This window comes from Faecalicoccus sp. LCP19S3_E2, from assembly GCF_052121255.1.
Lineage (GTDB): Bacteria > Bacillota_I > Bacilli_A > Erysipelotrichales > Erysipelotrichaceae > Faecalicoccus.
Map to the genome: position 1 here is coordinate 224,301 of NZ_JBQKEP010000002.1, position 24,155 is coordinate 248,455.

The 24,155-nt window shown below is 33.0% G+C and carries 25 protein-coding genes; 24 read left to right on the forward strand and 1 reads right to left on the reverse strand.

Annotation, left to right across the window (positions count from 1 at the left end):
• Positions 1-12 precede the first annotated feature (12 nt).
• The 5 genes from ACTQX6_RS03015 to ACTQX6_RS03035 are packed head-to-tail and all read left to right on the forward strand — an operon-like array spanning position 13 to position 4,391.
• The gene (locus ACTQX6_RS03015; RefSeq protein WP_320863019.1) at positions 13-1,494 is read left to right on the forward strand and encodes an LCP family protein; all 1,482 of its coding nucleotides are present in this window, start codon (positions 13-15) and stop codon (positions 1,492-1,494) included.
• A gap of 19 nt (positions 1,495-1,513) precedes the next feature.
• Complete coding sequence (locus ACTQX6_RS03020) at positions 1,514-2,206, forward strand: YveK family protein (protein WP_168965025.1); 693 nt, start codon at positions 1,514-1,516, stop codon at positions 2,204-2,206.
• Between the two features lie 6 nt (positions 2,207-2,212).
• Complete coding sequence (locus tag ACTQX6_RS03025; RefSeq protein ID WP_117447179.1) at positions 2,213-3,001, forward strand: tyrosine-protein phosphatase; 789 nt, start codon at positions 2,213-2,215, stop codon at positions 2,999-3,001.
• The gene (locus tag ACTQX6_RS03030) at positions 2,998-3,669 is read left to right on the forward strand and encodes a CpsD/CapB family tyrosine-protein kinase (RefSeq protein ID WP_259295365.1); all 672 of its coding nucleotides are present in this window, start codon (positions 2,998-3,000) and stop codon (positions 3,667-3,669) included. Before ACTQX6_RS03025 ends, ACTQX6_RS03030 begins: the two co-directional genes overlap by 4 nt.
• Positions 3,670-3,686: 17 nt before the next feature.
• Complete coding sequence (locus ACTQX6_RS03035; RefSeq protein ID WP_147321526.1) at positions 3,687-4,391, forward strand: immunoglobulin-like domain-containing protein; 705 nt, start codon at positions 3,687-3,689, stop codon at positions 4,389-4,391.
• A 349-nt stretch (positions 4,392-4,740) separates the two neighbouring features.
• Here the strand turns inward: ACTQX6_RS03035 and ACTQX6_RS03040 are convergent, their stop codons facing one another.
• Positions 4,741-5,208 carry a PTS sugar transporter subunit IIA gene (locus ACTQX6_RS03040; protein WP_117447176.1) on the reverse strand — a complete coding sequence of 156 codons (468 nt, stop codon included), beginning with the start codon at positions 5,206-5,208 and terminating at the stop codon, positions 4,741-4,743.
• Positions 5,209-5,424: 216 nt separating this feature from the next.
• On the opposite strand from ACTQX6_RS03040, the gene ACTQX6_RS03045 reads away from it, so the two are divergent.
• The 19 genes from ACTQX6_RS03045 to ACTQX6_RS03135 all read left to right on the forward strand — a co-directional run bounded on the left by ACTQX6_RS03045 (position 5,425) and on the right by ACTQX6_RS03135 (position 24,148).
• Entirely contained in the window at positions 5,425-6,141 is a 717-nt protein-coding gene (locus ACTQX6_RS03045; protein WP_117447175.1) for a ribulose-phosphate 3-epimerase, read from the forward strand.
• A 7-nt stretch (positions 6,142-6,148) separates the two neighbouring features.
• On the forward strand, positions 6,149-6,784 hold the full coding sequence (locus ACTQX6_RS03050; RefSeq protein ID WP_168965023.1) for a YitT family protein: 636 nt from the start codon (positions 6,149-6,151) through the stop codon (positions 6,782-6,784).
• A 39-nt stretch (positions 6,785-6,823) separates the two neighbouring features.
• Positions 6,824-8,215: a Sapep family Mn(2+)-dependent dipeptidase gene (locus ACTQX6_RS03055; protein WP_117446075.1), complete on the forward strand. Its 1,392-nt coding sequence runs from the start codon at positions 6,824-6,826 to the stop codon at positions 8,213-8,215.
• Between the two features lie 70 nt (positions 8,216-8,285).
• Positions 8,286-9,893, forward strand: coding sequence for a PTS transporter subunit EIIC (locus ACTQX6_RS03060; protein ID WP_117446076.1), 1,608 nt, complete (start codon positions 8,286-8,288; stop codon positions 9,891-9,893).
• A 58-nt stretch (positions 9,894-9,951) separates the two neighbouring features.
• Complete coding sequence (locus ACTQX6_RS03065; protein ID WP_117446077.1) at positions 9,952-10,470, forward strand: hypothetical protein; 519 nt, start codon at positions 9,952-9,954, stop codon at positions 10,468-10,470.
• 2 nt (positions 10,471-10,472) lie between these two features.
• The gene (locus tag ACTQX6_RS03070; protein WP_168965020.1) at positions 10,473-10,919 is read left to right on the forward strand and encodes a heme-binding protein; all 447 of its coding nucleotides are present in this window, start codon (positions 10,473-10,475) and stop codon (positions 10,917-10,919) included.
• Between the two features lie 3 nt (positions 10,920-10,922).
• Positions 10,923-12,068 carry an iron-containing alcohol dehydrogenase gene (locus ACTQX6_RS03075; protein ID WP_117446079.1) on the forward strand — a complete coding sequence of 382 codons (1,146 nt, stop codon included), beginning with the start codon at positions 10,923-10,925 and terminating at the stop codon, positions 12,066-12,068.
• On the forward strand, positions 12,061-12,834 hold the full coding sequence (locus ACTQX6_RS03080; protein WP_117446080.1) for a Cof-type HAD-IIB family hydrolase: 774 nt from the start codon (positions 12,061-12,063) through the stop codon (positions 12,832-12,834). The genes ACTQX6_RS03075 and ACTQX6_RS03080 overlap by 8 nt, the downstream gene beginning before the upstream one ends.
• A gap of 94 nt (positions 12,835-12,928) precedes the next feature.
• Positions 12,929-14,470, forward strand: a complete 1,542-nt coding sequence (locus ACTQX6_RS03085) for a BglG family transcription antiterminator (protein WP_304002486.1) — start codon at positions 12,929-12,931, stop codon at positions 14,468-14,470.
• Positions 14,471-14,888: 418 nt separating this feature from the next.
• Positions 14,889-15,410 carry a transcription termination/antitermination NusG family protein gene (locus ACTQX6_RS03090; RefSeq protein ID WP_168965016.1) on the forward strand — a complete coding sequence of 174 codons (522 nt, stop codon included), beginning with the start codon at positions 14,889-14,891 and terminating at the stop codon, positions 15,408-15,410.
• Positions 15,411-15,522: 112 nt separating this feature from the next.
• On the forward strand, positions 15,523-16,890 hold the full coding sequence (locus ACTQX6_RS03095) for a sugar transferase (protein WP_304002489.1): 1,368 nt from the start codon (positions 15,523-15,525) through the stop codon (positions 16,888-16,890).
• Between the two features lie 24 nt (positions 16,891-16,914).
• A complete protein-coding gene (pssD, locus tag ACTQX6_RS03100) occupies positions 16,915-17,382 on the forward strand; it encodes a PssD/Cps14F family polysaccharide biosynthesis glycosyltransferase (RefSeq protein WP_304002492.1) in 468 nt (155 codons plus the stop codon).
• 12 nt (positions 17,383-17,394) lie between these two features.
• Positions 17,395-17,901 (forward strand): glycosyltransferase, encoded by a 507-nt coding sequence (locus ACTQX6_RS03105; protein ID WP_272002702.1) that lies wholly within the window; start codon positions 17,395-17,397, stop codon positions 17,899-17,901.
• Between the two features lie 3 nt (positions 17,902-17,904).
• Complete coding sequence (locus ACTQX6_RS03110) at positions 17,905-18,639, forward strand: glycosyltransferase family 32 protein (RefSeq protein ID WP_168965013.1); 735 nt, start codon at positions 17,905-17,907, stop codon at positions 18,637-18,639.
• Complete coding sequence (locus tag ACTQX6_RS03115) at positions 18,636-19,586, forward strand: glycosyltransferase family 2 protein (RefSeq protein WP_168965012.1); 951 nt, start codon at positions 18,636-18,638, stop codon at positions 19,584-19,586. Before ACTQX6_RS03110 ends, ACTQX6_RS03115 begins: the two co-directional genes overlap by 4 nt.
• Positions 19,583-20,878, forward strand: a complete 1,296-nt coding sequence (locus ACTQX6_RS03120) for a hypothetical protein (RefSeq protein WP_304002495.1) — start codon at positions 19,583-19,585, stop codon at positions 20,876-20,878. The genes ACTQX6_RS03115 and ACTQX6_RS03120 overlap by 4 nt, the downstream gene beginning before the upstream one ends.
• Positions 20,868-21,671, forward strand: coding sequence for a glycosyltransferase family 32 protein (locus ACTQX6_RS03125; protein WP_272002709.1), 804 nt, complete (start codon positions 20,868-20,870; stop codon positions 21,669-21,671). Before ACTQX6_RS03120 ends, ACTQX6_RS03125 begins: the two co-directional genes overlap by 11 nt.
• Positions 21,672-21,759: 88 nt before the next feature.
• Positions 21,760-22,413 carry a DUF1919 domain-containing protein gene (locus ACTQX6_RS03130; RefSeq protein ID WP_272002712.1) on the forward strand — a complete coding sequence of 218 codons (654 nt, stop codon included), beginning with the start codon at positions 21,760-21,762 and terminating at the stop codon, positions 22,411-22,413.
• A 316-nt stretch (positions 22,414-22,729) separates the two neighbouring features.
• A complete protein-coding gene (locus ACTQX6_RS03135) occupies positions 22,730-24,148 on the forward strand; it encodes a lipopolysaccharide biosynthesis protein (protein WP_168965008.1) in 1,419 nt (472 codons plus the stop codon).
• Positions 24,149-24,155: the final 7 nt, after the last annotated feature.

Below are 24,155 nucleotides of genomic sequence, written 5' to 3' on the forward strand. Positions count from 1 at the left end.
AGGAGGATTCCAATGAAAAAGGTGGAACGTATTTTGTATGTCACACTTTCTGTACTTTTAGTATTGTGTACAGGTTTTTTATTCTATGAATTGATCACATTTAAGGCAATACCTAATCAATTTTTGTTCTTAGCTATTGCCGTTTTTTGCGTGTTGGATGTTTTGTTGATCTTATTAGTTAATTTCTATTTTAAAAAGAAGGTTGGACGAATCATCAGTGCTATTTTTATGGTCTTGATCATGGTTGTCAGTGGAACTGTTGGTTATTATGTGCAGGCCACCAATTCTATGTTGGAAAAGATATCAACACCATCAAGAGGCGCAAATATGGTATCGGTCATTGTCAAGGAGAGCAGTGATTATGAAACCATACAAGATTTGAAGGAAAAGACGATTGGTATGCTTTCGACGATTTCCAAAGATCGAACACAAGCCTGTGTCAAAGATATTGAATCACATCATGTCGATTTTGAAAGTCAGAAGTATGATTCTTTATCCGGTATGGTGAATGCGTTTTATAAGGATGAGGTAGAAGCCATTATCTTACTGGAGTCCAGTCGCTCGGCAATTACGGATATGGAAGACTTTGCTAACTTTAATCAAAATACGCGTGTGATCTTTCAAACAGAGATTGAAGTGAATAATAATACGGAAGCAAAATCTGTCGATGACATCACGAGTCATTCGTTTAATGTACTGATAACGGGTAGTGATTCTCGTGTCGATATTGAAGAAAATGCCCGCTCGGATGTGAATATGGTTGTAACAGTCAATCCGAATACGCAGACCATTTTATTGACAAGCATTCCTCGTGACTATTATGTGACAACCGTTTGTGATGCGGACGATGGCTGCCAAAACGGAGCTATGGATAAACTGACACATACAGGAATGAATGGTGTTAATACGACCAAGATGACAATTGAAAATCTTTTAGGGATCGAAATCAATTACACGTTTAAGGTAGGCTTTGACAGTGTAACCGAAGTGGTCAATGCTTTAGGTGGCATTGATGTTAATGTACCGGAAGAAGCCGCCGTTGCCAGTTCTACACAAACTAAAGGATTTAGTATTGCGGCAGGACAACAGCATATCGATGGAAAAACAGCTTTAAATTTCTCAAGAGAACGTTATGCCTATGTGGATGGTGACAGACAGCGAACCAGAAACCAGCAGATTGTTCTGATGGGAATCATTGATGACGTGACTTCACCATCGGTTTTGATGAATTATACATCACTGTTGGAAGCCTTGGGCAATACCTTTGAAACCAATCTCTCCAGTGATGAAATTGCCAGCCTGGTGCAGTTTCAATTGGATAAAAATCCGTCCTGGAAGATCGAACAATATATGCTGGATGGAACCGGTGATAGCTTGATGTGTGCGGAATTAGGAACAACAGCGTATGTCATGATTCCCGATCAGGCAACCGTCAAAGCAGCAAAACAGAAGATTTCCGATGTATTGCATGCCGATACATCGACAAGCGAATAAAGAGAAGGAGTATTACGGAATGAATGAAAAAATGGAAATGAACCAGGATGAAATGGAGATCGATCTAAAAGATCTCTTTAATGCCCTGAAGAAAAAAATCGTACCAATTGCCTTTACGTCCATTGTCTTTGCGATGATTGGATTGGTGCTTGCCACATTTATCATCCCGAAACAATACAGCAGTGAGGCTACGATTTATATCACACCACGAATCAGTGAACAAGGATCGATCGACTACAACAGTATTCAGACAAACTCTCGTATGGTCAATAACTATATGCAGATCTTGCAGGGAGAAACCATCACAGCACAGGTGGCAGAGAAAGTAGGATTGGAAGACTATAAGGAAGTATTAGATACTTTGACGATCAGTAATGCCACAGATACCGAATTGATCGATATTCAATCGACAACAACAGATCCACAATTAGCGTATGAAATTGTGGAAAACACCATTTCTGTTTTTAATGAAGAGATGTTGGATGTACTTCGTATTGATAACTTAGCTGTGATCAATGAACCTAAAGTCAATGAAAATCCGGTATCACCCAGTCGTTCGAAATTTACCCTGATTGGTTTTGCGGTTGGTTTGATCGTATCTGCCGGTATCGTAACGGTTTATTACTTGTTTGATAATCGTCTTCGTACACGAGAAGCCGCCGAAAATTATTTGGGAATTCCAGTATTGGCTACTGTGCCTTATAAAAGGTAAGGTTGTATGTCTTTTATAGATACACATAACCATTGTACCTGGGGGATTGATGATGGCATACAAACGCTTGAAGAATGCAAAGCTTTGTTTCAGATGGCGAAAGAAGATGGCATTGATACCATTATTGCCACCCCACATTTTATACCCGGAAGACAACAGTGGAACGAAGTGAGTCAAATGGCCAATCGAATGGTGGAAACAAGAGATTTGGCTCATACCTTCGGCATTGACTATTACTCTGGCTGTGAGCTTTTCTTAAATGAAGATTATTTAGAAATGATAGAAAACGAATGGTTTTATCCATTGGCTAATTCAAATTATGTCCTTTGTGAGTTTAATGTGCGAGAAAAGCTGCAAGATAGCACACAGGTAGAAGACAGATTGTATGAATTGATCATTCGCGGTTATACCCCGATCGTAGCTCATGTAGAACGTTATTTTCATACAAAAATCGATTTATCGCGTGTACAAGACTGGATCGATATGGGGTGTAAGATTCAGGTCAATCGTACCAGCCTTTTAGGCGACCATGGAAGAACGATCCAGAAAAATGCCTATCAGTTGTTTAAAAATGCCATGGTGCATATTGTGGCCAGCGATGCCCATCGGGCAAGTGGTCATCGAATCTGTCAACTTTCTGATGCATATCAATGGATTCAAAAGAATGTAGGACAAGAAGCAGCGGATGTAGTGCTTCATGCCAATCCTGAGCATATTTTAAAAAGCGAACCACTTGAAAATATAACAAAATCAGGATCTACGCGTAGATTCTGGAGAGGAAAGGAATCGATATGAAAAAAAATACACCAAAGAAATCCAAACAGTTTGATGAATTGGAAGTGTATCGACATTTACGAACTAATATCGAATATTCATCGGTCGATACCAAAGTACAGGTTGTCAACATCACCAGTTCCAATCCCGGAGAAGGAAAGACAACGACATCTTCTAACTTGGCCATTGTCAGTGCCAATCAGTTTAGTAAGGTGTTACTCGTTGATTGCGATATGCGTAAGCCGCAAATTCATAAAAAGTTTAATATCTCCAATCGTTTTGGTTTAAGCAATGTATTGGCACAGGAAGATCTAAACATTCCTGATACTTTCTTCCAAAAATTTAAAGATAAAAAAGGAGAAGGTGTACTTTACGTATTACCTGCCGGTATCAAAGTACCAAACCCTCTGGAACTATTATCCAGCGATAAGTTTAAAGAATTTTTGGCTTATATGCGCCAACGCTTTGATTTTATCATTTTAGACTGTCCGCCTGTTCTTTCTGTATCCGATGCGATTCCGGTTTCCTGTGTAAGTGATGGCACGATTTTTGTCGTATCGGCTCAGGATACTGATAAAAAAATGGCACGTACCGCTTTAACGCAGATACAAAGAAATGGGGCACATGTGATTGGTACTGTTTTAAGTAAGGCGGATCGTACTACCGAATCTTATTATAACTATTACTAATGAAAGGGGAACAAGATATGGAACGACAAACCCCAAAGAACGAAAATACCGAATTCAAAGATCTTCCGGATGTTAAGATCGATCCGGAGAAAGAAGTGCCTTCACAAAAGCATTTTTCGAAGAAAACAGGAATCATCATTGGATTATTCCTTGTTCTGATCGTATTGTTTGGGGCCGGGTATTTTATGCTTCAATCAAGACAGCAGCCTGCCAAACCACAGGAAAAAGAAACACAGGAAGAAACAAAAAAAGAACCAGAGGATACGACACCACCGACGTTTGTAGGTATGCAGGATCGTATTGTTGTAGAATTAAACGCTTTAGATGTAGATTTAACCAAATACTTCCTGGCCATTGATGAAAATAAACAAGTCAAAGTACAAGTAACAGGTGATGTCAATCTGGCAGCCGAAGGTGAATATCCGATTGTTGTCAGTGCGACAGATGAAGCCGGCAACAAAGCAGAACATAATGTAACGGTACAAGTTGTTAGTGAAAATACGATGAGTACCGGTATTGAATTTTCTTGTTACATCGATGGAAGTATTCCACTAGAGGCCGGAACCAAACAGCGTTTGATGGCCAACGTCATCTATTTCTATTATCAGGATCAAAATCCGGAGATCCAACAAAAGATCAATGAGCTACAGATTGATGTCAGTCAATATCCAACACAAACTACTTGGCATCCTTCTATGCAACAGACAACACCAACCGTATAAAGTGAGAGCAGGACACTCTCACTTTTTTCAGATATATTGGAATACAATCAAAATTCATAATTATTTCAAGTATAGCTGAAATAAAAGTCAAATTTGAAATTATTTCAACTATAACTGAAATAATTAAAAAATTCTAAGTTGTTTCGGTTATACTTGAATTCATTATTAAATCGCGTTAACTTTCAGTGAAAAAGCTTTAATAATGAGAGTGGTTGTATTAAAAGAGTTGTTTTTGGAGTCTAAATGAGGATGACCATAGGAACAAAATAGGCAATTCTGCTATAGAATTGCCTAAAGTTAGATGTATATGAAAGAATTGGAATATGGAATTAAATATTTTGACTTTAAATTATTTCAGCGTAAGAATTGTATCAGAGTGTGTAACGTTTTGATCAATATTTTTCTTAATAATTGTTTTATTGTTTAAGTTGGTAATCACGACCATAGTTGTCATATCATAAGTTTGTTTTAGATTGTCAAGATCGACAGTAATGATTAAATCACCTTTTTCTATACGATCTCCCTGTTTTTTGGTACTTGTAAAACCATTGCCATTGGCATTTACTGTATCAATCCCTAAATGAACCAAGATTTCAACACCATTATCGCATGTGATACCATATGCATGCATTGTAGGAAAAAAGGCAGATAATACTCCTGATTCTACGGCATAAAATTTTCCTTCGGAAGGAGAAATAGCGATACCATCACCCATCATTTTTTGTGAAAACATTGGATCGTTTACACTTTCAATATTCTGTGTTCTTCCAGCAACAGGTGAACAAATCTGAATTTCTTTTTTAAACAAGTTTAACATGATAGAATCTCCTTTAAATACATTTGTATATTAACAGGAAATTTAATTTGTAACAAGAAACGTGGTTGGCTATTTCTTACCATATTATTGTGGAAACATTAAAAAATATAGAGTTCCAATTTACCACAAAGTTATGGTAATAAATAAAATTCCTATATTATTCTCATATACTAGTTAATTAGCTATAATTCAGTGTGAAAAGAGGAGGAGACAATAATGAAACATATTAAAATTGCAGCTGGATTGGCTCATGTAGATTATGGTCATATAGCTGATATTGTGAAAGAAGCTAGTGATGCCGGTGCTGATTATATTCATTCGGATGCGGCTGATATGCATGATTTACGAAATATGAAGTTAATGGGTGGATGGCAAGTTATTCAAGGCATGCGCCCATTTACAGAAAAACCGATTGAATGCCATATTTATACAGAGTCTATGGATATAATGTTCATAGATCAAATTCATCAGGCAGGAGCAAATATGCTAATTATTCCTGCAGAACATTTTATCGGTGCACAATTGGCTTACATTATTAACTGGTGTAGAGAACGTAACTTAAAAGTAGGATTAACATTAGGATGCTACACACCTTTATGCTTTGTAGAAGAATCCATTTATGACATTGATCGTTTGCATATTGTAACACATGGTGTTGATGAAACAGATGGTCATGACAACTGGGGTTGGAGAAGAAGTGCCGTTGATTTAGTTAAACGTGCTCGTAAAATGATTGATGAGAAAAACCCAAAATGTGAACTGGCTATCGATGGTGGATTAAGATCCGATAACTTAGAACCATTGATTGAATGCAATCCAGATGTAGTAGTATTATCAAGTGCTATTTTTAAAGACCCAGAAGGAATTACAGCAGGAGTAAAACGTTGTCGTCAGTCAATTGATGCTGCAGCAGAAAAGTTCAACCTTGAGTAATCTTAGAATGAATAAGCAACAAGATATCCAAAACTTTATAATCGATTTAGTATGGCTTGTTGCTTCTAGTATATTCAGTGCACTTGCGGTTAATTGGATATTTATTTTTACCGGTTTAGCACCGGGTGGCATCACTGGTATGTCAATTATACTTTCCACTGTTACCCATATACCTGTTTCAGTGATGACTTTGTGTATATCTGTACCTTTATTGTTATTGTCTTTTTTTGTTCTTGGAACTTCTTTTGGCTTTAAGACTGTTTTTGTTATTATCATGAATCCTCTGATGATGGCCATTGTTCCAGAAATTGATATAACTGGTATTTTTGCAAATATTAATCCTATTATTCAACAAGTCATTGCTGCATTACTTGGCGGTGTTTTGGTGGGATTAGCAGTTGGTTTAGCATTAAATCATGAAGGTGCTACCGGAGGAACAGATGTTATCGCATTGTTGATTCATCACTATTTAAAAAAAGTGCAAGTGCAAACAATTTTATTCTTGTTAGATGGTATTGTTGTGATTTTATCAGGGATAATTAGTAAAGACTTTATGGTTGCTGTTTTTAGCCTTATTAGCCTGGTTGTTATTAATCGAGTCATCACATGGTTTACGAATCATGGATATACAAAGAGGAAGTAAACCACTTTTACTTCTTCTTTTTTTCATTAGGAGGATTTTATGAGTCAATATACAGAAAAAATTCATGAATATTTTGATATGTATTTACAAGATTTACAGACCTTGATTGCAATTCAAAGTATTAGTAAAGAAGATACTGCGTTTAAACCCTTTGGAAAAGAAGTTGCGGATTGTTTTAATGTATTTTCAAAAATTGCGAAACGATTAGGTTTTCAGATAGAAGAAGATGATGGTTATGCAATTTCTGCAAATGTGCAAGTAAACAATGATACAAGTTACATAGGAATATTGGGACATTTAGATGTAGTTTCGGAAGGAAACATTGGAAAATGGAATTATCCTCCATTTATGTTATCTATAGACAATGGGATTTTGTATGGAAGAGGAGTGAATGATGATAAAGGACCTTTATTGGCTCAATTATATTGTATAAAGATATTAAAAGACTTAGGTTATCCTTTTTTGCAGAATGTGAAAGTTATTGCAGGTGGAGCTGAAGAAACTACTTGGCACTGTATGGAGCATTATTTTAAAACACATAAGCAGCCAATTGTAGGCTATTCACCAGATGGCAACTTTCCTATTGTTAATGGAGAAAAGGGTATTGTAACATTTCAAATTGAGGAAACGATAAAATCAGATGGATTGATACAAGTAAACTCAATCAAATCTTCTCCAATAGGATATGCAATACCTGATTATGTAGAAATCGTATGTAAATGTAATTCTATAGAATTGCTGGATGCTGATTTAGCTAGTTATTTTACCAATCAAGAAGCAACATTCGTTTTTACAGGAAAAAGTGCTTTAACAAGAAATCCGCAAAAGGCGGATAATGCATTATTTAAAATGACAGATTTTATACTATCTAAAGAAAGATTTTTTGATGATGCTTTCGTGAAATGTTGTAAAGAAATATCTAACTATTTTATGGATCCCTATGGTAGAGATTGTCATTTTTATCATGAAGATCCAGATATGGGAAAATCTACAATTGCCGTGTTTGATTTTGTGAAGTATCAAGATTCATATTCTTATAAAATTGATCTTCGATTTGACCAAAATCATGATGTAAATCATATTCAACAACAGATAGAGCTAGTATTGAATAAACATTTAAAAGTGTGTAGAACTAAAAGAGCTTTATTTGTAGATAGAAAAGATCCATTAATTCAAATTTTGTCAAGAGCTTATGAAAAGATTTGTCATGAGAAAGCAGAGTGTATATGTAAAGGTGGAGCTAGCTATGCGCGTGTATTGGATAAAGGAATTGCTTTTGGTGCGACCTTTGATGGATATGATACTAGACCGCATAAAGAGAATGAGAATATGCGTATTTCTGATTTAATAAAGGCTATGGAAATTTATTGTGAAGCTATTAGGTTATTAGCTTGTGAGCCCGTTAATTTTTCCACATCGATACGGAAATAAATAGACAACCACTCACATTGTTTGTAAGCGCTTTAATTGCTAAGATTTGGATAAAGGAGTGAGAAATAATATGTTAAAAAAGATTCAAGGTAAATTACAAACATTTGCTGGTGCCATGATGGTTCCAATTATTTTGCTTGTAATGGTCGGCTTTTTTGTCGGAATTGGTAGTGCATTTACCAATTACATTTTAAGCCCTGGAGGAATCCTGTATAATATTTTTTCAATGTTATCATCTTGTGGATTCTTCTTCATGAATTCATTACAAATGTGGTTTGCGGTGGCCATTGCCTTTACTTTAGCAAAAAAAGAGAAAGGTTGGGCAGCCTTTGCTGGATTAGTACTATTCTTTACTTATACGAGTGGAATTGGAAATTGGGCTAGTTTAAACGGAGTAACTGCTGATACGGTTGCTGTGGATGCATTGGTACAAAGCGGAATGGCAATGGAAGAAGCCATGAATTATAATGCTTTATTCACAGAATTCATGGGTATGTTCACATATAATATGGGAATGTTTTCTGGATTAATTGTTGGTGTTATTGCAGCTTTCATTCACAATAAATTTGTTGACACAACATTACCAGAAATGTTCGGATTCTTTGCCGGAACAAAGATGGTTATCATAATGGTTACACTCGTATCTGTTCCTTTATCTATCCTTACTTATTATGTATGGCCTTTTATAGGAGGATGCCTGCAAGCACTTACAACCTTTATTGGTAGCTCAGGATTATTAGGAACATTTGTTTTCGGTACTTTAGATAAAGCGTTACTTCCATTTGGTTTACATCATTTAATTGCTTTCCCAATTGAATATTCTAGTGTTGGAGGAACCATGGAAATAGATGGTGTTGTATATGAAGGTGTAAAAAATATTATTAATGGACAAGCTGCTAGTAGTACGGCTACCGGATATATTACTCGTAACTTCACAAATGGACGCTTGTTGTTCCAATTAGGTGGTATTCCAGGTGCTGCATTAGCAATGTATCATTGTGCAAATAAAGAAAATAGAAAAGCTGTTGCTTCTATTATGATACCAGCTGTATTTACATTGATGATGGTTGGTATTTCAGAACCATTTGAATATACTTTCTTATTTGCTGCTCCTGCACTCTACTGGTTAGTATATGCACCACTTTGCGGACTTTGTTATGTACTTGCAGAGATTTTCCAAATTTCAATTAATGGAACAGCTTTATTCTTTATGATTCCAAACCTGTTTCAACCACAAAAGGTACATGCAATGCACGCATTATGGTTGATCCCATTAACGTTTGCTGCTTATTATTTTATCTTTAAATTCATTATTGTTAAATTTAATTTGCAAACTCCAGGACGAGGAGAAGCTAAAGTTCATTTGTTCTCTAAGAAAGAATACCGTGACTCAAAATCGGATGATAGTTCACAAAATTCAACTTCTGATACTGAAAGTTTAGAATATCGTATTGTAGAAGCTTTAGGTGGAGCTGAAAACATTGTTAGCGTTACCAACTGTGCTACTCGTTTACGTGTATCTGTTAAAGATGAGTCTTTGGTTGCCAGTGATGATGATTGGAAAGCATATCTGGAAGCTAGAGGTGTTGTTCATGGAGATCACTCATATCAAATTATTTATGGTGTACAGGTACAAAACATTGCAACAAAAGTAAAAGATATATTAGGTATCGATTAATTAAAATAGTGGCAGGAGGTAATCTTCAGCCACTGTTTTATAAAGAAAGGATTTCCCTATGAAAAAACATGAGTATATTGTTAACAAGAATAAATGTAAGAATCCAAATGCTGTAAAGTTTATTCGCTATATTCAAATTGCTTCCATTATTGTTGTGCTTTTGGTATTACTCTACACAGCATTAATGAGTTTAATTACACATGTAGATTTTGCCACCATTATTTCAGAAAATGCTTCAATCACTTGTGGATTTATATTGGCAATGCAAGCTATTGTTACTTTTTATGTTGCAAAAAACATGCGAAAAGAAGTGAGTGATTTAGAAAACTTTGAAACGAATCGATTTAGATTGCTTATGATTGCTATTTCGAGTTTTGCGACGGTGAATTATATTATTGGAATATTGAGTGTAATAGCGTTGGTTAAATTTTACAAATGGAAAGGATCTTTCTCTCTTTCAGATATGTTTACAGAAATTAAAAAGGAATCGCATTTGAATGACAGTATTCTCTTGTTTATCGTTTACCTTTTACTTTGTACATTACAATGGATTATAGGAAGTATGGTGATTCGTTAATTATGAAAACAGTCATTTTATTAAGTAAAGTAAATTGCGAATTGATGTATCAGTATGGTTGCAAATTACATGATTTCATTAATTCAAAAGGAAAAAACAAATATTGTATACAAATTCGTCTATTTGACAAAATCATTTATCAGTATGTTAATGATGCATGTTCTATGGATAATGAACGGTGGCTAAATAGAAAAGCAAATTCTACATTGTATTTTGGAATGTCAACCAATGATTTATACATTAAAAATAAGGGGAGTGATGAAAATCTCATTCAGAAATATGGATTAGAACGATCAAAATATACTTTTACACCGGGAAGTATTCCTATAGTACTTTATGAGCAAGGCATTGTTGGATGTATTAGTGTAAGTGGTATGTTGCCAGAAGAAGATCATGGAATGATTGTAGATTTTTTTCAATCCTTAAATATTCAAACAGAAATGGAGTAATCTATGCAAAAATATTATCAACCTACTAAAATTCATTTTGGATTAGAATCTTTAAATCTTTTACCGGAAATTGTATCAAGATATGGAAAGAAGATATTTTTGGTTACAACGCCAGATGAGCCACTACAACCAATTTATACCAAAGTTAAGGATCTGTTAAAAGAAAATGATATTAGTTGTATTCATTTTGATAAAGTAGTTCCTAACCCAACTTCTGAAATGATTGAAGATGGATTTTCATTACTCAACGAGGCACAATGTGATGTTATTGTAGCTCTAGGAGGTGGATCTAGTATTGATACAGCTAAGATCCTATCATTAACTTATGGAAAAGATAATATTGAATGGGATTATCTTTTTACAAATTTTGACTCTCCGTATGTAGATTATCCGACCTACAATACTCAAATGTTACCATTGATTACCATCCCAACAACATCAGGTACAGGATCACAAGTTACACAAGCGGCTGTTGTTTCCAGAGGAAAAGATAAATTGACGGTATATCATCCAGATTGTTTTGCAAAAGAATGCATTTTAGATCCTGATTTGGTCAAAACCCTTCCACTGCGGATGAGTATGGCAACGGGATTTGATGCTTTTACACATGCTTTTGAAAGTTATTTAAATGTACATCACAGTGTATATTCTCGTTTTGATAGCATAAATGCATTAAAGCTAATTGTAGAACATTTGCCAAAATTGCATGATGATCTTTCAGATTTAGAACATAGAAAGGCAATGAGTTTGGCGGATACATTAGCGGGTAAAGCTTTGGCAAACTCAGGAGCTGATGTACCGCATCCTTTAAGTGAAATTATTGGGGGAATTACACATATGACTCATGGATGTGCATTAGCTTGTGTATTTGTACCTTTTTTAGAAGTAATGGGCGAGAAACATAAAAAAGATTTTGATGAATTAGCACATATTTTGGATCCAAACTTAGAAGAAACAGCAGATGGTTCAAAACAATTAGCACAAATTGTTAGACAGTTTATGGCATCTATTGAAATGGATATTACACTTTCTAGCATGGGAGTGACGAAAGAAGATTTTGATTTAATTTGTCAAAGTCCAGTTTTACATCATTTACCATTTGCCACCTATGAAGAATGTTTGGCCATTTTAAATAAAGCATATGCATGATATCAAAGCTATTTTTCTTGACTTGGATGGAACGCTTCTAACTTCAGATAAGCAAATTGATGATAAAGATAAAAATACGTTAATACGTTGCTTAAATAAGGGAATCAAGATTATCTTGGTTTCAGGGCGACCTATTTTTTATGTAGAGTCAATCGCAAAACAAATTGATCCTAGAGTGATGTGCATGGGCTACAATGGAGCTTATTTTAGAGATTCGTGTTTAGAAATCAATCAATGTATATCTGCAAAACATTTACAACAAATAAGAGAGTTATTGGATGCGTATTCTATTCAAAAGTATTATCTAAAAGGATTACACGCGATTTATTCTTCCGATATGGATCAACGGTTTATATACAAAGAAGTGCCTACATATTTATATACTAAAGAAGAGAAGATCGATGCTGATATTTATAAAATATTAATGGTTGATTCTCGCTTAGATGTATTAGAGGATTTTAAAAAACAAGTACAAGATTTTGTATCTGTAACCTCTAGCCATATAAGCAGTCTTGATATAATGGATAAAAGCGTTAATAAAGGAAATGCTATCAATGCTTTGATGCAAACCTATAAATGGAATCAGGATAATTTAATGGCTTTTGGAGATTCTTTAAATGATATTGACATGTTTGAACATGTCAAATATTCTATTGCAATGGGAAATGGAATGGATGTTATTAAAGAGAAGGCATGGGATATAACAACATCGAATGATGAAAATGGTATAACGCTAGCCATCAAAAAATATGTAGAGGGTATCTAATTTGCTAGATATCCTTTTTTAAAAAGAGAAAAAAAACTATAATTAACATGCTGGAATAGATATGAATTAGTAATATATATGAAGGTGATTGATGATGAATAAACGAATTTACAATATATTACAACTGTTGTTGGAACAAAGCGAACCATTAACTGTAGATCAAATTGCAAGTAAGCTTAAAGTTTCAAACAAGACGATTCGAAATGACTTAAAACAGGCTCAAGAGTTATGTACCCCATATCATGTAGTAATTTCAAAGAAAACAGGAACAGGCGTAGAATTATTGGGAAATATAAATGATCAACTTAGTTTAAAGCGTTTGGTAGAACAAAAATTAGGTGCGTATATGGAGTATTCTTTGGCAGCTAGAAGGATTTTTTTATCTTTGCGATTATTAAACGCAGATGAACCATGTGTAGCTAGTCAATTATCAAAGGAACTATATACATCAAAGGCAACGATTCATAAAGATATACGATCGATACGCCCTGCATTCCAGACCAATAAATTAGATATAGTTTCGTGTGAACAGGGATTTTATGTCAAAGGGAAAGAGAGACATATACGTGATACTATTTTTGATTTTATGCATAGAGACAATGCATATTATAAACTTAGCTCTTTATTACTGAATCCGAATAGAGACACTCTAGACAATGAATTTATTTTTCCTTCAATGGATTATCGAGGTATCGACTTTAAAACGGTATTTCAAATTGCTCGAAGACATGGGAAAAATGTTTTTTCAGATTTATCTTTTCAGAGAACACAAGCACTCCTATTAAGAATATTTATTAATGTCATTCGAGTTATGGAAGGACATTCTATAGAGCTTAGTAAAGAATTTATTTCACAAATGGAGGGTTTAGAATATTACGAAGATGCGAAGCGTATCTACGATGCATTGGCAGAAGAATATGGGATTACTTTTGATGAATTAGAAATTCAGTACCTTCGTACTCATATTAATTCTACATTGGTCGCTCCATTGAAAGAAAAACAAGATATATTTCAAACTTATGCTAAAGAATTTACATATTGTCTCATTCAATCTTGGAAGCAAAAGCTTAAATATCCTTTTGACAAGGATAAGAAGTTATTTGACAATTTGTTAGCACACTGCAGACCAGCTATGATTCGTTTTCAACATGCCATCCCCATTGAAAATCCTTTACTTCAAACAATCAAATTTCAATTTAAAAATACATTTAATATCACAAAACAATGTTGCAAGGAATTGTCTATACAATTTAATGTGGAGATTTCAGAGGATGAAATAGGTTTTTTAGCCTTACATTTGGCGAATGCATTAGATAGAAATAAACGTACTTTAAATACTTTGTTAGTTTCAGATAACGGGCTAGGAATAAATGAATTATTAATTGAAAGAATCAATACCTTGGTTCCATATATAACAGTAAATAACTGTGTAGATATTTTAGAAGTAGCCGATGTTACACTTAACGAGTATGATTTAATTCTATGTACAAGTGATACTCTTTACATAGATAATATCCCAACAGTATTTATTGGATCTATTTTGAATGAAAGTGATATTATTCGATTAAATCGAATCGGTTATAAATATTATAAAGAAATAAATAATCCTATTATAAAAATTCAGAATTCAAACTAAACCATTCCATAAAATAAACGAGAGTACGTAAACTATATTCTAGTTGGTTCTCTCTTTTTATTATGTGGCAATCAATGATGTTAGAAAGTTGTTTGTAAAAGTTTATAAAATCCTCGTAAAAATAGGACTTTCTCTATAGAGGAAAGTTGACAAACGGATACGGGGGGGGGGTAAAATGGACAATGAACAGAAATATAAGTAGTCTGTTCGGCTCAAGAAGTAAATTTCCTTTTAGGATTGTGGGAAGGCTTCCCACAATCCAGAGGAGAGTTTATCCCTTTTTGATCTTTTTTTGTTTTCCCATCTGTGTCATAGAAAGGAGGATGGTTATGGACAATCTAGAACTCCTTTCCCCCACCTTCTTTTATGTAAGTAACAGGGCTATCGTGTTGGATGAAAACACACCCTCTAAAACCTAATGATTTGTACAAATAACCTAAATAAAAATAACTGGTATGTCCTGTTTGTACTGACACCGTATGAAGACAGCTTCTGTGCCTATCTTAAAAGGTACGGAGTCGATGCCTTCAGCGTCAAGATGGAAAACTATCGAAAAGATAAAAAGTGTATAGAGATTAAATCCGCCTTTCCGGGATATGTCTTTGTGTGTAGCCCCCTATCGCAGGATGATTTTAATGATTGGCTGTTTTCTCTGGAATTCAAAAAGGGATTGATCAAGCAGCTGTGTTATAAAGAGACAACTGCTCTTCGTGCGGAGGAGATACGAGTCTTTGAACAGTTTTTGGACAAGGATCATCTCTTTCGCATGTCGTATGGGCATTTGAAAAATGGTCGTCTTGTGATTGATCAGGGTCCTTTGAAAGGATTTGAGGATTATATCACTAAATACGACAAGAGAAATCGTTTAGCCACACTGGATCTTTTTTTTCTGGATCAGAAGTGGATGGCCGGCGTAACTTTGGTGGAAAGTGATAAATGATGGATCTGTAGCTGGTTTACCGCATGGATCAGTCATTTTGGTTATGGTTTACCTTGCCTGATTGTAAGATCGGGAGGGAGAACCATAACCTTTTTTTTGTGAAGGAAAGGGAATGGAAATGACGGGAATCGGATGGCTGAATCTGATAGCCAATCTAGCCGGTGCTGCAGGGATGATCTATCTTCTGCCGCTGGGTATCAATTATGAATTTCGAATTCTATTATTTTATGGAATCGTACAGCTGATGGTGGGCAGGTATAGAAACAATGTACTGCTCATATGGGATGAGATTCGGTTGATTATCATCAGTCACTGCTGGTTTTTTGTCGGTGTATTATTGTTTTTTAAGATTTGCTCTCTTTCCATCGTGCTTTGGTTACTAGTTTTAGCTCTAACGACAGCTTTGATGAGTATTGTCTTTGCCAGGTATTCCAGAATTTGGTTTCGTAATACCTTTAAGAAGAATGTATTGGTCATCGGTATTGGTCATACAGCAGAAAAGCTTTGGAATGTCTGTAGAGGAAATCGATTCAGTCTGATGGATGTTCGAGGCTTTATCTCCTGTAACGATACTAAACGATTGCCAACCATCTATCAGCAGGAAGAAGTAGTCAAAGAACATGTCTATTCGTTTGACGACATGGAAGAGGTCATCCGCAAGGAAAAGATCCAGTCGGTGATCATTGCGATACCGCAGATTCATAAAAAAGACCTGGAACGGATTGTGGCCAGCTTAAGAAACAGGGTAAAGGAAATTAAAGTTTTGCCAAGCTTTAATAATCTGGTGACTTTTGATTCCAGGGTCGATGATTTTGACGGACTGTTATTGATCTCTACAGCACAGACAGAGATCAATCTGTGGGTACGGATCGGAAAACGGATTCTGGATATATGCGGAGGCATTGCCGGTTGTCTTGTCTTATTGCCGCTTTACTTCTATGTAAGAAGAAAGAATCATCAGTCCGGAGACCATGATCCGGTATTCTTCAAGCAGAAACGGATCGGCAAAGGCGGCAAAGAATTTACGATCTATAAATTCCGGACCATGGTGTCCAACGCCGAACAGATCTTGGATGAGCTGATGGAAACAGATCCGACCATCAGAGAAGAATATACAAAAAACAAGAAATTAAAGAACGATCCAAGGATCACCAAAGCTGGCCATTTCTTACGAAAGACAAGCTTAGATGAGTTTCCACAATTCATCAATGTCTTGAAAGGAGACATGTCTTTGATAGGGCCAAGACCTTATCTGCCAAGAGAAAAGGAAGACATGGGGATCTATTATGACATCATCATCCAGATGAAACCGGGGCTGACCGGGATGTGGCAGACCCATGGAAGAAGCGATGTGGACTTTGAGGATCGACTGGCACTGGATGAATATTACTACAGAAACTACAACCTGTGGCTTGATGTGACACTGTTGGCGAAAACAGTAAAAACAATGTTAGGTGGCAGCCATGAAGGGGCGAGATAAAAATAGAAAGATTGGTGTGCAGGAATGAAAAATAATAAAAAAATAAAAGTGTGCTTAGTAGGTTCTTCAGGCGGGCATTTAACTCATTTGTATATGTTAAAACCATTTTGGCAAGATAAAGATCGATTATGGGTAACATTTGATAAAGAAGATGCAAGAAGTCTTCTTAAAGGAGAAAAAATGTACCCATGCTATTATCCAAGTAATAGAAGCATAAAGGCATTAATTATCAATACAATAAAAGCTTTAAAAATTATCCCTAGAGAAAGACCAAATCTTATTATTTCTTCGGGTGCTGCACCAGCTATTCCTTTTTTTTATATTGGGAAATTATTTGGCGCTAAAACTGTATATATAGAAGTCTTTGATCGTATTGATTCTCCAACTATTGTGGGCAAACTTTGTTATCCAGTCACTGACAAATTTATTGTACAGTGGGAGGAAATGAAAAAAGTTTATCCAAAAGCAATTAATTTAGGAAGTATTTTTTAAAGGTGATTAAGCATGATTTTTGTAACTGTGGGAACTCATGAACAACAATTTAATCGATTAATAGAGTGTGTAGATAATCTAAAAAAAAATTGTGTAATTCAAGAAGATGTTATTATACAGACAGGATATAGTACATATATACCAAATCATTGTATGTGGAAAAAGTTTTTTCCATATCAAGAAATGATCAAAATGGTTCAAGATGCTAGGATAGTAATTACACATGGAGGTCCAGCAAGTTTTATTATGCCTTTACAAATTGGAAAAATTCCTATTGTTGTACCTAGAAGACATGAATTTAATGAACATGTAAATAATCATCAGATAAATTTTATGAGAAATATGAATAATAGAATGAGAATGCTTGTTTTAGTAGAAGATATTAATACATTAGGAGATATAATAACAAGTTATAGTCAAATTGTGGATGACTTAAGAAGTGGTATAACCACGAATAATACAAAGTTTTGCGACGAATTTGGAAAATTAATTGTTGAGTTATTCAAAGAGGATAGATAAGTTATGATTCCTAAAATAATACATTATTGTTGGTTTGGGGGAAAAGAGTTAAGTAGAGATGTTCAAAAGTGTATAAATTCATGGCATACCTTATGTCCGGAGTACAAGATTATAGAATGGAATGAATCAAATTTTGATATTAATATTGTCCCATATGTAAGAGAGGCTTATGAACATAAAAAATGGGCATTTGTTTCAGATTATGTAAGATTGTATGCGTTAAAAAAATATGGAGGCATTTATCTAGATACAGATGTGGAAGTTTTAAAGTCTTTCGATTCTTTGCTATATAATAAAGCATTTATAGGTGCTGAAAGTAAGTATTCTATTTGCACAGCAGTGATTGGAGCTGAGAAGAATGCATTGTTTATTGATGAATTATTAAATCTTTATAACAATATTCATTTTATCAATCAACAGGGAATGGACTTGATACCAAATTCGCAACGAATTTTTAAATATTTAGAAACTGTTTATGGTTATAAGGATGCTGACGAGCTAATTTATTACGATAATTGTACAATTTATCCAAAAGATTATTTTTCCCCTATTAACTGTTACACATATAAGCAAGAAGTTACAGTTAATACATATTGTATACACCATTTTGCTGGAACTTGGAAAAATCAGAATGAAATGTACTTGAATAAATTAAAAGCCTTTATTACGAGAATCATTGGTGAAGATTGTAGAAATGAGTTAAAGAAAAAGTTTATATCAAAGGGGAAAAGCAAATGAGATTTTCAATTATTATTCCAATTTATAATACGGAAATGTATTTAGATAAATGTATCAACAGTATATTAAATCAGACATTTTCAGATTATGAGTTATTTCTTATTGATGATTGTTCAACAGATTCTTCATTGACAATTGCTTATAAATATAAATCAAACCGTGTGAAAATTTTAAAAAATTCATCTAATTTTGGATTATCTGAAACTAGAAATATAGGAATAAAAAAAGCAACAGGCGATTATATTGTTTTTCTTGATTCTGATGATTATTTTGAAAAAAATGCTTTATTTAATTTAAATAAGTTAATATGTGAACATGAATTTCCAGATATTATATATACTGGTTTTATAGAAGAAAGAGGCACTAACATGGTAAAAAAGTATGGATATGTAAGTGCACCAAATAAAATATACAGTAATTATGATTATTTTAGGAGCGAGCTCAGACAAAGAACACTTTATGCTGCTGCATGCTTTGGTATTTATAAAAGAAAGACAATTATAGATAATAAATTGTTTTTTAAGAAAGGAATATATCATGAAGATGAGTTATGGACTCCCCAGGTAATCAACAAAGCCAAAAAGATTTATTTGTCCGATTTAGCTTATTATCATTATGTTAGGAGAGATGGGTCAATAACTAAAGTAAAGGATAAGACTAAAAATGGTGTTGACTTGATCGATACTTGCTATGAACTTATCAAAATTTTCAGTAACATGGAAGATAAAAATCTAAAAAAAATGATAGACAACCATACAGCTATGTTATATATGAAAGCAATGTGTCGAGGAAGGTTGTATAGAAAAGAGTACATTAATTTAATTGATAAAAAATTTCCTATTCGTTATGCTTCTTTTTTTATAGATAGGGTTAAAGCATTATTATTTTTTATCTCTCCATATTATTACTATCTACTAGATAAAAAATATGGAGATAATGAACTATGAAGATAAGAATAAGGAACAGAACAAATTACGAAAAAATAATACTATGCATTTTTATAGTGATATTTGGAGAAGGGATTTTGAGCATATTTATCCCACAAATACATCCAGTTTATTATTTAACGGATTTATTAAATGTAGTTTTATTCATTAGTTTACTAAAAGAAAGAATGAAGAGTATACTTAATAACGTTTATTTACGTTTTTTTTATTTAATATTGTTTTTATATATTACTTTAGCTATCTTTGGAGTGATTTTTAATTTTTCAAATATTGTGTTGCATTTGTGGTCATTTAGAAGCTATTTTACTACTATTATATTCTTTATAGAATGTGTATCGTTTGAGCATTCAGATAGTATTGATTTTTTAGATAAATTGATGTGGATAAACTTTATAGTTTGTATAATTGAAATGGTTTTAGGCTATAGACAAGATTGGATTGGTGGAGTGTATGGTGTGTCAAGGGGGCAAGTAAATGGACCATTAAATATTTTACTCATTATTATATTTAGTAGGTCGCTTGTGGAATATATTAATAAAGAAATTTCTATACGAACCATTTTAATTGTTGGAATTTCTTCTTTAATAATTGCAATTTTTGCTGAACTAAAAATATTTTATGTTGAAATGGTTGTTATTTTTGTAATTGCTACCTTAATGACCAAGTTTTCTTTTAAAAAACTTGTATTGATTGTTTTAGGCATCCTTGGAATTTTAATAGCAATAAGAGTTACATTGTTTATCTTTCCAGATATGAGTAGAGATATGTTTACTCCGTCTTCTATGTGGAATTATTTAACGAATCCAGGTGGATATGTAGGCCAATTTGCAAATAATGCGGGAGATGTGAATAGACTTAATTTTTGGGATAAATGTGTTGCTTTATTCAATAATAAGTTTGAATTATTATTTGGTTTAGGGATTGGCAATTGTGATCAGATTGAGGTACTAGGTTTAAAATCACAGATGTTTATGCAGTATGAAACAATGCATTATTACATGCTTCCTTTGCCAATGATATTGTTACAACAGGGGATACTAGGAATGATTCTTTATATCATGCTTTTTATTTCTCTTTTTTTTGCAATACTTAAAAAATATAGATTGAAAGATTTTGCTTCAAAATCACAAATCCAGATGACATTAATATTGTGCATGATGGCCTTTATCATAACCATTTATGACACTTCTTTACTTGGTAAAGGAGGATATCTATTTTTTTATATTTTATCTTTGCCATTTATCAAATGTAAATCGCATAGAAGAAAAGGGAGAATATGCTGTGATTCCTAAAATAATACATTACTGTTGGTTTGGAGAAAAGGAAATTCCAAATGAGTATAAAAACTATATAAAAACATGGAAAAAATATTGTCCAGACTACCAAATTAAAGAGTGGAATGAAAAAAATTTTAACATTGACCAACCTGATTATATTAAAGAAGCATATGAACAAAAAAAGTGGGCATTTGTATCTGATTTTGCAAGATTAAAGATAGTATATGAAGAAGGTGGAATATATCTAGATACAGATGTTGAACTAGTTAAATCATTGGATGATTTATTGAAATTAAAGTGCTTTTTGGCATCTGAAAAAACAGGTTATGTTAATACTGGGCTTGGGTTCGGAGCAGAAAAGAAAAATCATATTATATATTCACTTCTTGAAGAATATACTAATCGACATTTTATAGGAAAGAATGGTGTATATGATTCTGAAGCATGCCCTAAAAAAAATACTAGACCACTTCGAAAATATGGTTATAAATTTAGTCCGGATAGAATAGTTACAATCCGAGATGCTACAATATTTCCACCAGTATATTTTGATTCAATGAATTTTGCTACAGGAGAAATACATATTACTGAGAATACATATTCAATTCATCATTATGCATCGTCTTGGGTTTCAGATGAGGATTATGTACAAAATAAAAAAATAAATGAGATAATAAAAAATAATAATTTCATTTTAGGGCATTTAAAAAAACAATGGTTTTTGTATAAAAATCAAAAAGAAAAAGGAAAGGCAAAAGGTTTTGTCAACTATTTGATAAGTAAAATACGGCTTAAAATAAATCTCTAAATTTTAAAAAGTAGATTTAATATTAAGAGAAATATTGATTGAACTGTTAATAATACTATCTAAATAACTTACTAATGAGGTCAATTAAATGGAAAAGGAAAAACTTAAAAAGACATATAGACATTTTTTGCGAACAATCTATCTTTTTCATAATAAAGAATTTAAAAAGGTTACAAATAGGGATTGTTCTATCATATCCATAAATTGTATAGGAGGAGTAGTTTGTCATGAACTACATCTAAGGTTTAATTCGCCTACTATAAATTTATGGTTTAGGACAAAAGACTTTTTGACATTTTTAACCAATCTGGACTATTATCTTTACAATTGTGAGTTAGTACAGGATATGAAATTGTCCAATCAATATATGTATCCAGTTGGTATTTTAGGAGAAATAAGAATTTTCTTTCAGCATTATAAATCATTTGAAGAAGCAAAAACAAAATGGATTGAACGTACAAAAAGATTACATATGGATAATCTATATATTGTTATGGTACAAGGAGATGATTGTACAGAAAATGATCTTGTTTATTTTGAAAAATTAGACTTTAAGCATAAGGTTTGTTTTACAGCTAAAGTATATCCAGAATATCCTAGCACATTTTTTATTAAAGGGAGTCAAAAGAATGCAAGTAGTGTTCGTAATTTATGTAATCATAAAGGAAGATTAACTGGGAAATTTTGGCTTGATGAATTTGATTGGGTTTCATTTTTAAATAACAAAAACGAGCTACTATGAATTCTATCAGAATGGAGTTTGTATAAAGTTGCACTTCTTAAAATCTTTGTGACATAAGAAATTCAGAATAATATCCTATTATATTAACTTATATTAATAGTACAGAACTTGCTATAACTGTGAATAATTAGTATTTTTGGTGATTTATAATTAATTAATCTACAATAAATAGCATTGATAACTTGTATATTATAAAGTTGATAAAATTAATAAGACATTTATCTATGTTACATTAAATTTTAGCATGAGAGATTATTTGATTTATTAAACTTTTTAGTATTAGAAAAACTAGGATAAAGGTTAATGAAGGGAAATGATGAATAAATATAAATATCTTTTTAAAAATATAGGACTTTTAGCATTAAGTAATTTTGCCACAAAACTCATAAGTTTTTTTTTGGTTCCTTTATACACAAATATTTTAACAACAACAGAATATGGAACATATGATTTGTTTTACACGACCATTAATGTACTTATACCGATATTGACTCTTAATATCAATGACGCTGTTTTACGATTTTCTATAGAAAAAAATGTTAATAAAAATGCAGTTGCTACAATTTCTATTAGATATTTTATATTTGGTTCGATATTTATACTTTTCGGTTTAGTTATTAATGCTATTTTTAATATAAGCGAAGTCATAAAAATATATGCGTGTTTCTTTTTTATGATGTTTTTTTCACAATCTTTATCAGGAATTGTCAGTTCATTTGCTCGCGGTATTGATAAGATTAGAGAACTTTCGATATCAAGCGTTATAGCTTCTGTCATAATTATAGGGTGTAATGTCTTGTTTCTTGTAATTTTTCGTTGGGGGTTAAAAGGGTATTTTCTTGCTAATATTATTGGGCCATTGGTTCAATGTTTGTATTTGATGATTTGTACTCGCATGACAAAATATATTAAGCCTCAAGAGAGATATATACAAGAAAAAAAAGGAATGCTTGCTTATAGCAAGCCTCTTATCGCTAATTCAGTAGCATGGTGGATTAATAATGCATCAGATCGCTATATTGTTATATTTTTTTGTGGAATTGCAGCCAATGGCATTTATTCTATTGCATCTAAAATACCATCCATTCTTAATATTTTTCAAACAATATTTAATCAAGCTTGGACAATGTCAGCTGTGAAAGAATATGATCCAGAGGATAAAAGTGGTTTTTTTGCAAATACATATAAAGCATATAATTGCTTAATGGTCATTTTATGCTCTCTTATTATAGCTACTGACAAGTTCCTTGCCAGTTTTCTTTATGTGAAAGATTTCTATACAGCTTGGAAATATGTTCCTTGGCTAACAATAGCAATCATTTTTGGCGCTTTATCAGGATATATAGGTGGCTTTTTTTCTGCAGTGAAGGAATCAAAGATATTTGCTCAGACTACCATAATTGGTGCTGTCTTGAATATTGTTATGAATATTTTTTTAATTCCATTGCTTGGCCCTCTTGGTGCAGCTATAGCTACAGGAATCAGTTACTTCATTGTATGGTTGATTAGATATATACGATCTCAAAGTTTGATTAAACTTAGAATAAGATTGAGTAGAGATTTACTGACTTATGCTATTTTGGTGATTCAATCTGTAGTTTTGTTACTTGTTAGTAATAATGTTTTATTATATGTAATACAGTATACATTCGTATTATTGATTATGATTCTATACATAGATGACATTATGCTATTTTTTAATAAGTGCCAAAATAAATTGAGTCAACGGAGGTAGTTTCTTA